Origin of the sequence: Photobacterium aquae (assembly GCF_001029445.1) — a bacterium.
GTDB classification, from domain to species: Bacteria; Pseudomonadota; Gammaproteobacteria; order Enterobacterales; family Vibrionaceae; genus Photobacterium; species Photobacterium aquae.
Map to the genome: position 1 here is coordinate 234,377 of NZ_LDOT01000023.1, position 13,190 is coordinate 247,566.

At 44.8% G+C, this 13,190-nt stretch carries 12 protein-coding genes; 6 read left to right on the plus strand and 6 right to left on the minus strand.

Annotated elements, in window-relative coordinates:
- Positions 1 to 19: 19 nt before the first annotated feature.
- The 4 genes from ABT56_RS16415 to ABT56_RS16430 form a co-directional block, all read right to left on the minus strand.
- Complete coding sequence (locus ABT56_RS16415; protein WP_047879966.1) at positions 20 to 1,738, minus strand: ATP-binding protein; 1,719 nt, start codon at positions 1,736 to 1,738, stop codon at positions 20 to 22.
- A gap of 8 nt (positions 1,739 to 1,746) precedes the next feature.
- Complete coding sequence (locus ABT56_RS16420; protein WP_047879967.1) at positions 1,747 to 2,280, minus strand: heme NO-binding domain-containing protein; 534 nt, start codon at positions 2,278 to 2,280, stop codon at positions 1,747 to 1,749.
- A 218-nt stretch (positions 2,281 to 2,498) separates the two neighbouring features.
- Entirely contained in the window at positions 2,499 to 3,005 is a 507-nt protein-coding gene (locus ABT56_RS16425) for a hypothetical protein (RefSeq protein WP_047879968.1), read from the minus strand.
- Between the two features lie 82 nt (positions 3,006 to 3,087).
- Positions 3,088 to 3,816: a nitroreductase family protein gene (locus tag ABT56_RS16430; protein WP_047880029.1), complete on the minus strand. Its 729-nt coding sequence runs from the start codon at positions 3,814 to 3,816 to the stop codon at positions 3,088 to 3,090.
- A gap of 325 nt (positions 3,817 to 4,141) precedes the next feature.
- Between ABT56_RS16430 and ABT56_RS16435 the strand changes: the two genes are divergently transcribed.
- The 4 genes from ABT56_RS16435 to ABT56_RS16450 all read left to right on the plus strand — a co-directional run bounded on the left by ABT56_RS16435 (position 4,142) and on the right by ABT56_RS16450 (position 7,979).
- Positions 4,142 to 4,843: a hypothetical protein gene (locus ABT56_RS16435; protein ID WP_047879969.1), complete on the plus strand. Its 702-nt coding sequence runs from the start codon at positions 4,142 to 4,144 to the stop codon at positions 4,841 to 4,843.
- Between the two features lie 122 nt (positions 4,844 to 4,965).
- On the plus strand, positions 4,966 to 5,595 hold the full coding sequence (locus ABT56_RS16440; protein ID WP_047879970.1) for an SDR family oxidoreductase: 630 nt from the start codon (positions 4,966 to 4,968) through the stop codon (positions 5,593 to 5,595).
- A 138-nt stretch (positions 5,596 to 5,733) separates the two neighbouring features.
- Positions 5,734 to 6,858 carry an acyl-CoA desaturase gene (locus tag ABT56_RS16445; RefSeq protein WP_047879971.1) on the plus strand — a complete coding sequence of 375 codons (1,125 nt, stop codon included), beginning with the start codon at positions 5,734 to 5,736 and terminating at the stop codon, positions 6,856 to 6,858.
- Positions 6,859 to 7,097: 239 nt separating this feature from the next.
- Positions 7,098 to 7,979 (plus strand): L,D-transpeptidase family protein, encoded by an 882-nt coding sequence (locus tag ABT56_RS16450; protein ID WP_047879972.1) that lies wholly within the window; start codon positions 7,098 to 7,100, stop codon positions 7,977 to 7,979.
- Between the two features lie 51 nt (positions 7,980 to 8,030).
- On the opposite strand, the gene ABT56_RS16455 is transcribed toward ABT56_RS16450, so the two are convergent.
- A complete protein-coding gene (locus ABT56_RS16455) occupies positions 8,031 to 8,660 on the minus strand; it encodes a hypothetical protein (protein WP_047879973.1) in 630 nt (209 codons plus the stop codon).
- Positions 8,661 to 8,807: 147 nt separating this feature from the next.
- Between ABT56_RS16455 and ABT56_RS16460 the strand changes: the two genes are divergently transcribed.
- Complete coding sequence (locus tag ABT56_RS16460; protein WP_047879974.1) at positions 8,808 to 10,184, plus strand: HAMP domain-containing sensor histidine kinase; 1,377 nt, start codon at positions 8,808 to 8,810, stop codon at positions 10,182 to 10,184.
- 75 nt (positions 10,185 to 10,259) lie between these two features.
- Here ABT56_RS16460 and ABT56_RS16465 read toward each other — a convergent pair whose 3' ends face one another.
- Positions 10,260 to 10,706 (minus strand): hypothetical protein, encoded by a 447-nt coding sequence (locus ABT56_RS16465; protein ID WP_047879975.1) that lies wholly within the window; start codon positions 10,704 to 10,706, stop codon positions 10,260 to 10,262.
- A gap of 271 nt (positions 10,707 to 10,977) precedes the next feature.
- Here ABT56_RS16465 and ABT56_RS16470 point away from each other — a divergent pair, with 271 nt between their 5' ends.
- Positions 10,978 to 13,071, plus strand: coding sequence for a TonB-dependent siderophore receptor (locus ABT56_RS16470; RefSeq protein ID WP_047879976.1), 2,094 nt, complete (start codon positions 10,978 to 10,980; stop codon positions 13,069 to 13,071).
- The last annotated feature ends 119 nt before the right edge of the window (positions 13,072 to 13,190 follow it).

Genomic DNA, 13,190 nt, shown 5'->3' on the forward strand with positions numbered 1-13,190 from the left:
GAGATGATATGGAGTGTAGTTAATCCTTGCTCCATTTTTCGAGTAATTCTCGTAACTCTTTGGTTTGATACGGCTTGCATAAAATATCATTCATGCCTGCAGCAAAACAATCGTCACGCTCAACTCGTGTGGTACCGGCGGTTAGAGCAATAATTGGCTTGTTATAGCCCGATTTACGTAGTCTTTCTGTGGCTGTGTAGCCATCCATTATTGGCATGCGGCAGTCCATAAGGATAATGTCGAATGTTTGGTGCTCAATATAGGATAGAGCTTCTTGCCCGTGGTTGGCGATAGTGGGCTTTATTCCAAATTTGCTAAGCATCAGATTGATAATCATCTGGTTTGTTTTCAGGTCTTCCACGACAAGGATATTGAGTTTGTCGATGGGGAGGGCTGTTAGGGCCTCTTTGTCATTAACTTTGGCTTCGTGTACGTGTTTAGCCAAAGGAATTGAAACAGAGAATGTTGAACCTATTCCCATTTTGCTTTCGACAGAGATGTTACCACCCATTTGTTCGGTCAGTCGCTTGCAAATCGCCAGTCCCAGTCCGGTTCCTTCATGATTGCGTTGGCTTGAGTTGTCAACTTGGGTAAAAGGTTCGAATAAACTTACGATTTTATCCTCGGGAATACCGCAACCAGTGTCGCTTACAATGAAGCATAGTTGGTTATCTTGCCATCGTATTTTGATTGATATGGCTCCTCTTTCAGTAAATTTGATAGCATTGCTGATTAGGTTGACAAAGATTTGCTTGATACGGTCTTCATCACCGATTATCCACCGAGGAGTCTCCTTGGTGATGTCCATATTGAGTTCAAGTTGCTTCTCGTTGGCTCGATGCTGAAAGATGTCATGTAGCATCATCATCATTGTGTGACTGTCGAAGGGTTTATTAGTGAGTTCAAGCATCCCGGCATTGATTTTACTATAGTCGAGTAAATCATTGATAATTGAACGAAGTAACTCTCCGGAGTGGTTGAGAGTTGATAGTAGTCGTTGCTGGTGGCTGTTTAGGTTCGTATCCGCCATGAGTTCGGCAGTACCGAGCAATCCGTTCAATGGCGTTCGAAGCTCATGGTTTATCATCGCGAGAAAGTCGCGAGTTGATTTTTCTGACGCTTCAGCCTGTTCTCTTGCTGTAATGGCTTCTTCAAGTTTAAGTTGGCGATCAATAGAGGATCTAATCATATCGCTAAACAGTAGCATTTGCTTTCTGATTGTTTCGAGCCAAGTACCTGATGCTTTGATTCTTGTGGCCAAATAACCATGGACGATGTCGTTTTTGTCTAGAGAAAGCCATAGTATCTTTTCGTTTTCATCCCAGATTTCGCCAAGGTTTTTTAGGTTTGGTGGACTTTGCCAAATCTGTTGGCGGCCTGAGGTATGGCATACGTTTAGGCTAGCTACACTTGGGCATTCAAGCCTGATACTACACGCCCGTACAAAGCGGCTATCTACAAGTGCATTGGTGAGTTCTTCAATGAGTTGATTGTTAGGTGAGTGTTTAATAAAACGTCTGCCAAATTCCAGTAGCAAATTATCGACCTTGGCTTGGTAGGTGAGTAGTTCTGAGTCGTTTTCAGCTTTGGCTTTGACTTTTTCAAGACTTTTTTCAATGACTTTATTTGCTTCAAAGAGCTCGAGGCTTTTCGCTTCTAATAGCTTTTCCGCATTGCGTCTTGCGTTGCGCTCACGGCTAATTTTCTTTTGCAACAGCTCAATTTGACGATTATCCATAATAATCCTCAGACTAGGTTAATAGTAAACCGAACATGTTTTTTATCTGGAGAAATAGCCGTCATTGTGATGTCGATGTTTTCGTCAAAATGTTTGGCGCAGCCTTTGATAAGACCGAAGCACACATGTGACATACAGCGAGCAGATTTATAATCCATGACCATTGATGTGGCGGTGTGGGATAGAAAATCAAATTTAGGTGGAGTTGCATCGGGATAGAGTTTTTTAACTTCAGTATGGATATGCTCTTCAACTCGCTTGATAAAGCCAAAGGTGTTGTCTGGGTTGTCGTTGATCTGGGGGAGGCTATTGAGAAGGCGTATAAAGACAGCTTCGCCGTATATTTCTTGCAGTGACTCGGCAGAAATATGGGTTATTTGGGAGAGGGCTACGATCAGTTTTACGAGATCTCGGTGATCATAGCTACCGACAGCGGTGTAACTCCCTTCGTCTGCGGTATCATCAAGCATTTGTTGGCAAACTTCCAGCCCAAAGTTATCTTCAATAATATCAAGAAACTCAGTAAATATGATTCCCTTCATTAGGTATCCCTATACATATTCAACAGTAAATAAAGTATGGGAAAAAAAATAAATATGGTCAAAAAAGGACACAGAACAAGATGTCACGAAGAAAAAGCTTGATGGCTTGAGCTTACAATAAGTAGCAGGACATCTGTGATGAAAAGAGAGGGGACAGGAAAACAAACTGGTAAGAGATGGTCACTTACCAGTTCTATAAAGATCTAACCGTGATGTGATTAGGCCGCGTTTTTTTCAATATAGACGCTGGAGTGATGGCAGCGGCTAATCAACGCCTGGTGCATATCTTCAATGAGTTGAGCTTGCTGGGCAATAGGCAGAGCGTATACATCTGCGATCAAATCACCATGTTGCTCATCGTGGAAAATCATACCACAGGCTGCGGGCTTGCCGTGGTAAAAGCCGACATACAATTCAGCAGGAGATTCAGGCTCAAACATGATTTGAGTGAGGTACTCAATCATTGCTTCCTTCTCAGTCTCATCTTGCCATTGGCTTGCCAGTACAATGGAATAACGAATGGTTAGCGGGTGGCAGTCAACCGGATAGATAGTAATGGCTGATTCAGATTGAGAGGGGTGAGCCTTGGAAGTATCGAGAGTGACACATTCACGGGGCTTGGATAAGTATATCGACAGGCCTGTTTGGCTTAACGGTGTTGGGAATTGTGCCTCAGTAATGTGGCTTGCCATCCAGTGATTTTTTTTGTCTACGATATTTTCCATCTGACCATACTATCTATCGTTGTTTCCCACACCATACCCCATTTTTCCGGTAGAAGGTATGGGAAAAACAGCAATTGGTTAATTAATGACTCATTATGACCTCATCGCTGGCAACGCGATGACGGTCGCTGTAAATTCCGTCGTCCGCTCGCTTGCCACAACTGATGATCATGGTTATTTCGGCATCTTTATGCAAGCCGAGTAGCGCTTTGGCCCGTTTTGAGTCGAAACCTTCCATCGGGCAGGTGTCATATCCTTCAGCTCTCATTGCTGTCATGAAAGTCATGGCTGCTAGTGAACTACTCTTATGCAGGCAGACGCGAAGATCACTTCTTCCAACTTCACGAACCATAGGCTTCTTTATACCAATGAAAAAGCTTAATAGTTTTCGGACGAGACCAAATAGCCCCAAACGATCGTTGTTATAAACGAAAGGGATCAGTTTTTCGTAGTATTTCAGTGCGCGCTTGGCGGTGGCATCTTCTCGGCCATCGAAAGCGTGACGAATTTGTGCAGCATTGAGTTTTGCGCGACCTCGCCATTTGTGAGGTGTTACCACGAAAGCCACAAGCTCATTGGCCGTTTTGGCGGCATTTTGTCCCATGCAAATGTCCGCTAGTTGCTCGCGTTTTTTGTCTGAGATTATCCGGTGGAACTCCCATAACTGCATGTTGGAACTGTTGGGCGAAAGGAGGGCGAGCTCGAGTGAGCGCTTTACGGCATCGTGATCGAACGTGGCTTCAGGGTCATATTTACGAACAGAACGACGTGAGTGGATCAGCTCGGAATAAGCGCAAGGATGTTGTGGCATGATTGGGTCTGGTTGGTGGCTGTTGCAATGTACTATACCGAGTTTGCCAGCCTGATGCGAATAGTTGCCAGACTGATTTGGATCACGGGAATAATTGTTTCTGCTCATGGGGTATAGGCTTGTATTTCAGTGAATAGTCACTAGTGATTCACGTCACTAACAGTACGAAAAATAGTCATGTTGATACACTTTGGTTTGGCAAGTTTAGTTGTAGTTCAAATTTTATGAAACTGAATGCTTACAGTTTGGCAGATTTGGTATAAGACAAGGGGGAGTGCGTATACCTTTTAGTGATAATTTTATTAAACCATGGCGGAATACTTTCATGATGGAATATGATTTCAAAACTCATCCGTTTGTTAAATTGACTGAGGCTGTACAGCCTGAGGAGATGGCGAAAAACATGCAGACGGTACTATTGGCCGGTAAGGCATTTGAGTCGATTGCAGTTTCAAATGCCAAATATGTGCTGGATAACAGTTATCAGCAGACAGTCAGAATACTGGAAGAACTTGATCAACAATGGTTTGATGGCACGCCAGTTGAATCGTTACGATTTCCGTTTGATTTGATGGATCAGGTTACTCGCAATGCCGCCTCTCAGTGGGGAAGGATGTCGAGTGATCCATCTGCGACTAATGAGGAATTGAACCAATTTAAGCAGACTGTACAAGAGTTGGAACAGACGGTCGGCTCCCTAGAGCAAGCTATTGCTATGGCTGAAATACAGCAGCAAGATGCCGAAGAGACAGCTGATAAAGCGCATAAAGCTAAATTGACAGCACAGCGCAACAGCAGGAAGTTAAAAGTAGAGATAGAAGAGCACCAAGCTGCTTTCGAGGCTCAGAAATCCCAGCTCCAAGAATTGGAGGCATATAGCCAGTTACAGGCAGAAGAGCTTGAAACACTGCAAAATAGCCATGACATGCTAAAAGCTCAATTGGAGCAAGTGCAGACCGAGTTTGATGAATTTAAACATCAGGCTCAGCAAAATTCATCTGCACCTTCAGGAGAAGCATCAGCGTAGTTCTACTAGCGTAGTTTCACTGAAGGCACAGTAAACAAAAAAGGGAAGCCGCAGGGTATATGGTTTCTCTTTTTTATGTGTGATAATGATATTTATATTCATTATCATTTGCAGGTTGTGGCATGAAACATTTAGTACTTTTTGGAGCAAGTCGAGGATTAGGATTCGCTATTGCAAAGCATTATCGTGAACTAGGTGGCTCGGTTACCGCAATGGTCAGACAGCCTGAGTCAGCAGAGGCTTTGCAGGCTTTGGGGGTAGATGTTGTTGCGGGTGATGCTTTGTCGATTTCTGAGATAGAGCATGTCTTGTCTACGGCAGAAAAGGATAGCTGGGTGATTTCGACGATGGGAAGCTTTGGTGCAGAGTATCCTGTCGACTATACAGGGCACCGTAACCTAATTGATTCTCTTGAGCATTTTGGGATATCCCGTTTTTTGATGGTTAGCTCTCTTGGTTGTGGTGATTCATGGGCTACATTATCTGAACGTGCCAGACAAGCATTTGGTCAGGCTGTGCGAGAAAAGAGTCTTGCCGAGTCGTGGTTACAGACCAGCCAGTTAGCATTTACTATTTTGCGCCCAGGTGGATTGAAAGACGGGTCATCGACAGGGCTGGGTGAGCTTAGCCAAGGCAAAGAAGTACATGGATTGATTACCCGTGGTGAGGTGGCTCGCTTGGCCATTGAGCTACTGAATCGTTCAGAAAGTGTTGGTCAAGTTTATGCGTGTGTGGATCCGCATTATGTATAGCTTCTGGCGATGACCTTGCTAAGCCAATTTAGGAATACGTAGAGTTGACTCGGCATCACGCCGAGTTTTTATCTATATTGACAGCAAACGTTTCCGTTATTATTCTTGGCTTACACGTGTAAGCTAAAGGTTGACAGGATGATGACCGAAAAACCACGTATTATTTGGCTAAATGTGGCCATATTCTCATTGACGTTCGCTGTAGCAATTATTGGTACGCCGTTGTACGCGTATTATATCGGTTTTGACTGGGTGCAGGTTTTGGGACTCGTCATAGCATTTTGTTGCTGCGGGTTATCCATCACCGCGGGTTATCATCGGTTGTGGTCGCACAAGACTTATGAGGCGAGTAAGCCACTTCGATGGGCTTTTGCAATAGGCGGAACTTTTGCTTTGCAAAACAGCATTTTGCATTGGTCATCGGATCACCGCATCCACCATCGCCATGTTGACGATAATGATAAAGACCCTTATTCAGCTAAGCGCGGTTTTTTTTATAGCCATATTGGCTGGATGCTGCGTGAATATCAAAAAAGTCGTTACCGTGATTACACCAATTGCCGTGACTTGCAAAAGGATCCCGTTGTAGCTTGGCAACACCGTTACTATGTTCCTTTAGCTATCGTGACCAATGTGGGAATCCCACTATTGTTTGGGCTAATACATGGTGATATTTGGGGGGCTTTGTTACTTGTTGGGGTTGTACGCTTGGTGCTGAGTCATCATACAACCTTTTTTATCAATTCCTTAGCGCACCTTTGGGGTAGCCAGCCATATACAGATAAGAACACCGCTCGTGATAATGGTTTGTTGGCTTTTTTGACGTTCGGCGAGGGGTATCATAATTATCATCATATTTTTGAAAATGATTACCGTAATGGAATTTATTGGTGGCAATTTGATCCAACCAAATGGCTGATAAAATCCTGCTCTTGGGTTGGATGGACGTATAAATTGCGAACGTGCCCTGAGGACAGAATCGAGAAGGCTAAAGCGGCAATGGTACACCAGCGCTTGCAGGTTAAATTAGCTGCAATGCCAGAAAGCCAGGCGAGTTTGGCAAGGTTGGATGCTGAGTACGAAGCGCTTATTGCTAAAATTGCTGATTATTATTCCGCCAAAAAGCGTCTGCTTGAGCTGAAGAAGAAGAAAGTGCTCAAGCATTGCGAAAGTTTTGAATTGATACAACAGTACGAAGATATGAAGCAAAGATTGGATTTGCAACGTAAGGCGTGGAAAGTGCTTATCGCAAAATATGCATGATGCAAGACAGGCGTGATATGGTGTGAAATTGCTCGGGCAACCTTAGTTAGGTCGCCCGAGCATTTTTTTAAGGCTTGCTAAGATTAACATTGACGTTATGCTGACTTAATATGCATGTTGGCCCGTTAGGATCAGCCGTCTTAACATTGAGAAACCTGACGGCCGACAATCGTCAATGATGTTATTTGCCATACTCGTGCAAAGAAGGTGGAGGCACTGTGTTTAAACGTATATTGCTCATGATGCTGGCCGGTTTGATGGCGTGCTCTGCGCAAGCAGTAGAGTACCAGCGACCGGGTCAAGGTAGTAAGCTCGTGGGTATAATGGAATATTATCAAGTGAACAAGGGTGATAGCCTGCTAGATATTGCTAATAAGTACAATGTTGGCTTGTTACACCTGATGGCTTCTAACCCCGGGGTCGATCCATTTCTTCCCACGCCTGGCTCGTTGCTGCAAATTCCCATGCAGTTGATTTTGCCTGATGCAAAGCAAGAAGGGATAGTGATCAATCTGGCTGAGCTGCGCTTGTACTACTTCCCCGAGCACAGTGACCGAGTGTATGTTTTCCCTATCGGTATTGGCCGTGTAGGCCGCGAAACACCGAAGATGACGACGCGAATAAGTCAGATGATTAAGAATCCGACATGGACACCAACGGCGAATATCCGTAAGGAGTACAGCGCTAAAGGGATTGAACTGCCCGCTGTTGTACCTGCCGGTCCGGAGAATCCATTGGGTGATTATGCGATGCGACTGGCCCAAGGGGGAGGGCAGTATCTAATACATGGAACAAACAAAGACTTCGGTATCGGGATGCGAGTCAGTTCCGGTTGTATTCGAATGAATCCGTGGGATGTTGAATGGCTCTTTAGCCAAGTTTCACGAGGAACAAAAGTCAGCATCATCAACCAAGCATTGAAACAGACTGTTGAACCGGATGGTTCCATGTATGTTGAGGTTCACGAGCCGTTGTCGCGGAATGAGTCTCAGCTCGGTCAGCATAAAGTTGTTGCAGCACCGAATTCGCTAGTATCTGAAGTTGCTGGTGATATGCAGGCAAGTGCAGTATTGGATCTGGCTCTGCTTGAGCAAAACGGCGTACCTGTAAAAGTGAAATAGGTGTGTGTGCCATACAGTATTGAAAAAACGGCAGTGTAGACTGCCGTTTTTTTATTCAATGATCGTCACGCTCTTTATTGGTGCTTGTAAGCCTTTGAGGTGTTGCGGGTTGAAGTCAAGGGCTGCTTGTTCAGGAAACCGGTTAGAGAATGCTTCCTGGTCTTGTTCTGTTGCTTGGTGGTAATCAAGCTGACCCAAACCCGAAGGATATTGGGTATTCCACAATGTACTTTTGGCAACAAGGCTGGATGTTACGAATTGGCCTAAGAATGTGACTTCATTTGGCTCAACGGTAAAGTTTACACCAAGCTCCGACTCAGAGCTGGAGTAGAGTGCTCTCACACCGTTGTTTGATTTGAAACTGACGCTATAGAGCTCATAGTTACCCGCAGGGAGAGGTACAGAAAAAAGTTGTCCGCGGATTTCTTCAGAGCTGTAATCAATACCGGATTGGGTACTGGTGATGGAGAATATATGCCTGCTGGCAGTGTGCCGAAAATTGAGTGTGGTTGCGATATTGTCAGCAGTGAATGGCCAGATTCGAGAACTGGCGAGATCACCGGATAGATAGCCAATGCCTTGTGGGTTTTCTATCAGTGTGTCTGGTTTGCTTATCGTGACCCCTGTACTGCTACAACCTTGCAGAATGAAGGTAAGAAAAGCGGGAACAACGTATTTCATGGTGCATCCTGCGGTATTATCTTTTGTTATTGAATATAAAATAGAGGCTGAAGATACAATAGCCTTGAAGTAAAAAAGTGCGATTAACCCAAAAATCAACCGGCAGGGTGTTAAAATAGGGTTGATTTTGAAAGATAAGCGACAGTAATGATAATAGTACAACAATTGAAAACGATGTTTGGTTTGGGCAATCGCGACGGACTTGCATTTAAATTATTTTCTTATTTTGCGGTGAGCTTGATTATCCTCTTTGCCCTTCAAAACATTGCCGAAGCTGTCTTGGTTAAAGTTCTGTTGCAGATCCCCCAGAATATACAAAATGAGATGCGGGAGTTGGCCTATCAAGCTGATGTGATGGTACAAGATGGCGATATGGATGAGTTAGCCGATTGGGAGCGAGGTCAACGCTATACTTTGTTTGTACTTGGCCCGGATAATCAAGCGATAAGTGGCCGCGAGCTGCATCCTCATTTCGCATTCAAACTCAAATATACGCGTGATATTGATACGGTTTTTGATAATGAAGTAAACCAACCACTTATTGGCATACCATTGTCATCGGGGTATCAACTGGTTATTCAGTTTCCGCACCAATATCATCCCGCCCATAGTTTTGCTTATTATGCTTTTTTTATTAAATTGCTAATTACAATACTCATCTTATCGGTGTTTTCATGGCTACTGGCACGCTATTTACAAGCGCCTCTAGCGACATTACAGGCAGCCAGCCACCGTTTGGCGGAAGGGGACTTTTCTGTAAGGGTCGGTGATGAAGTGGGTGATACAGCCTCGGAGTTTGCACAGCTCGCTGCTAGTTTTGATCACATGGCTCATCGAATTGATTTGTTGTCTGCGCAACAGAAGCGATTGATCCGTGATGTTTCCCATGAGCTAAAGACACCATTGGCCCGGCATGACCTGGCTCTGCATTTGCTCAAACGAAAATTGCCGCTAGAACAGCATGGTCTGGTGGTGAGGCTTGAAAATGAATCAGCAGCAATGAATACGCTGGTGAGTGAAATTTTAGAGTTTAGCCGGTTGGAAAATGCTCGGCATGATTTGTCTTTGGTTCCTGTCGATGTTGCTGCGTTATGTAGTCAGTATATGATAACAGCGCGTGAGCAGGCATTACCCGGACAGAGCATTCACCTACATATTCAAAATGACAATGTCTTTGCATTGGCAGATCAGCGTCTGTTACTGCGCTCATTGAAAAATTTGGTTGAAAACGCCTGTAAATATGCCGGCGAGCAAGCCGTGGTTGAGGTTTCAGTACTACGGGGCGGGGAGCATATCGAGTTGGTGATAGAAGATAATGGCGATGGGATCCCTGAGCATGGTCTTGGAACTGTATTCGATCCGTTTACCCGTTTACAGCCGGCAAGGGATAAGCTGTCGGGGGGGAATGGCTTAGGCATGGCCATAGTAAAAGAGTCAATGAGTATCATGAAAGGCAGAGTAGAGGCTGAGAACCGTAAGTCTGGAGGACTACGAGTTACCTTGTTTTTGCTGGCAGCCCGATAGTGTATCCTGACTATGTGTATATGGGTGTACATGGTTAAAATGAAAAAGCCTCTATTGTATATAGAGGCTTTTTATTTATTTGGATTGCTTTAGCTTTTCGACATCAATGACATTTTTGAACTTGCTTGCCTTTGAGAGGATGTAGTCCACATCTGGCGGGAAGTCTTTGTTGGACTTGGCATGCTTCATCATGTCGAAAACGGTAAATTCCGTCAGGACTGCATATTGGTATGGCTGGAAGTCACCCTGTGCCTGCAAAGTAGGGTCATAATACTTATCACCCTTGCGGATAATCGCGTGGTCAATGATGGTTTCTTCACAACGATACCCCAAGACGTAACGCTCACCTTTGCCATAGATAACATTCATATAGCTATTGTAGAAGCATTCGCCTTCGGTGGCGGTGCAGCTTTCCAGCATTTCTTCGTCCATCGCCTCGACGGTGACAAAGCGCATTTTATCGGCTTTGTAATTCAGCGCAGTCAGTTGCTGATGAACGCTTTCCTGGTTTACTTCTGTCACTTGCTCTTTACCGGATTAACATAAACCCGTGAATTATACCTACCTACAGGCAAAATAGCATCCAGAGTCTATCGTCAGGAGGCATTGACGATTCTTTACATTCCTTTACGAATGCAAAGAATGTAAATTAGACTGCAAATGCTAATAGTTATCAATTATATTCCGTGTCAGTTTTTTACTTGGGAATGCAGTACATACATTCCAGCCGTGCACTTACTTATAACAATTAGTCATTGAGTGTCGGTACATTTGTTTATTGGAGTAACGGAATATGTTTACCAAAAGCCAGCTGACTTTGATGATCGGTGCCATTCTGGCCGCACCTGTCGCCCTCGCCGAGACGGCTGTATCAACCACCGATGTTGACGAGCATATGGTTGTCACCGGCCGTGACTATGGGTACAAGGCAGATACCAACACAACTGCTATGCGCATTGAAGCAACCCAGCTTGAAACACCGGGACAGGTTGCAGTGATCGACGAGCAGGTGATTGATGAGCAGCGAGCGAGCACCTTGGGTGAAGTACTTAAGAATGATTCAAGTATTTCAGAAGGTGGCAAGGGACGTAACCGTGAAACATTTACACTGCGTGGCTTTGAGCTTAGCAGTGGCGAAAGTTTCCTGCGTGATGGCAAGCAGCATTGGTCTCATTACCGTCAGCCGATTGAATTGCTTGAGCGTGTTGAGGTATTGAAAGGACCTGCTGGCTTGCTGTACGGCAAATCGGCCCCGGGTGGCTTGGTAAACATGGTTTCTAAGAAACCGACATACGAGACGCAGGTAAACGTCAGCCAGGATATCGGTTCAAATAACCGTACCCGTACGATGGCAGATATTAGCGGTTCGCTAAATGCTGATCAGACATTGCGTGCCCGTGCCGTATTGGCGAAAGAAGATTATGATTCATGGCGTAGCTACACTGATGGCAGCACACCGTCGACGAATCGTTTTGTTGGTGGTCTGTTCGTTGATTACGATGTTACCGATAACGTAACCGTATCATTTCACTATGATCGTACCAATGACGACGGCAGCGTAGATACCGGTGCCTACATCGTTGATGGTGAACCGGTATTGGGCCGAGAGCATGTTTGGGATGCACAATGGTCGAACATTGAGAACGACGTTGAGAATATAGGTGTTGATGTTGTTGCACAGCTGTCGGATGTGTGGCGTGTTGCGGCAAGTTATAACCATCAAGATTTTGAACGTCGTGATATCGAAAGCTTTTCTAAACCAGAGACATACGATCCGACCACAGGTACCTTTACTTACAATGGTTATGATCGCTGGGACAACTGGAAATTCAATACCGCGAACGTAGATTTCGTCGGAGAGTTTGATGCGCTAGGTATGTCGCACCAAATGCTGGTGGGAGCTAACTGGTTAGGGTATTACTACAAAACTCAAAGTGAGTATTTGAAAGGCTATACGGCAACAGTCGGTCAGCCAATGATCAAGCCTAGCGAGTTGCATTATTCGAATGGTCGATACAGAGAACCTACCGAGCGAGACTCATACGGTATCTATCTGCAAGATATGGTAACCATTAATGATCAGTGGCAAGTATTGGCTGGCGTGCGCTTTGATCGTAACGAGACGGATGCAGGCAACTTCAACAATGTACTGCCAAAAGCAGCCGTGATCTTCCATCCTGCCGAGAATGGTTCAATCTACGCGACATACTCAGAGAGTTTTGAGCCAAAAGATCCAATCGATGACGCACAAGATGTTAACGATGGCATGGAATTAGACCCAGTGAAAGGTATCCTATATGAAGTGGGTACGAAGTGGGAACTATTTGACGGACAGGCACTGGTTTCTGCCGCTATCTTCGATATCACTCAGGAAAACAAAGTGGTCACCGAAGATGTCAGCAATGTGAGCGGCAAAGAAAGTATTACAACGCAGGTTGGTGAGCAGAAGCATCGTGGTGCAGAATTCTCGGCAACGGGTTATGTGACAGAGAAACTAGCACTAAACGGTAGCTTTACGTATCTTGACGCAGAGATTATTGATCCGACAAACGCCACAATTGATGGTAAGCGTCCAGCGGATGTGCCGGAGTATGCTGCAAGTATTTGGTCTCGCTACTCTGTAACAAACAATACTGATGTTAATCTTGGCTTGTTCTATCAAGGTTCTCGTTTTGGCGATAGTGCCAATACGTATAAGAAGGATGCCTACACTCGTGTGGATGCAGGTGTGGCCCATACGATCAATTATGATCAGAACCTCGATGTTATTATGCGTCTGAACGTTAATAATTTGTTCGATACTGATTACCTAGCAGGTGGTAGCCAGACTAAGACGATTATCGGCGAGGGTCGCAACTACATGGCAACGGTTGAGTTCCGTTACTAAGTACCTTGAAGGGGGGAGCATGTCTCCCCTTTTTCTGTATGTCTCTACTTTAAATGATTTTTGTTTGCATTTAATGTGCTCGCCTGCTTGTTAAGCAGGGTTTCTTTGTTTTTGTCTAT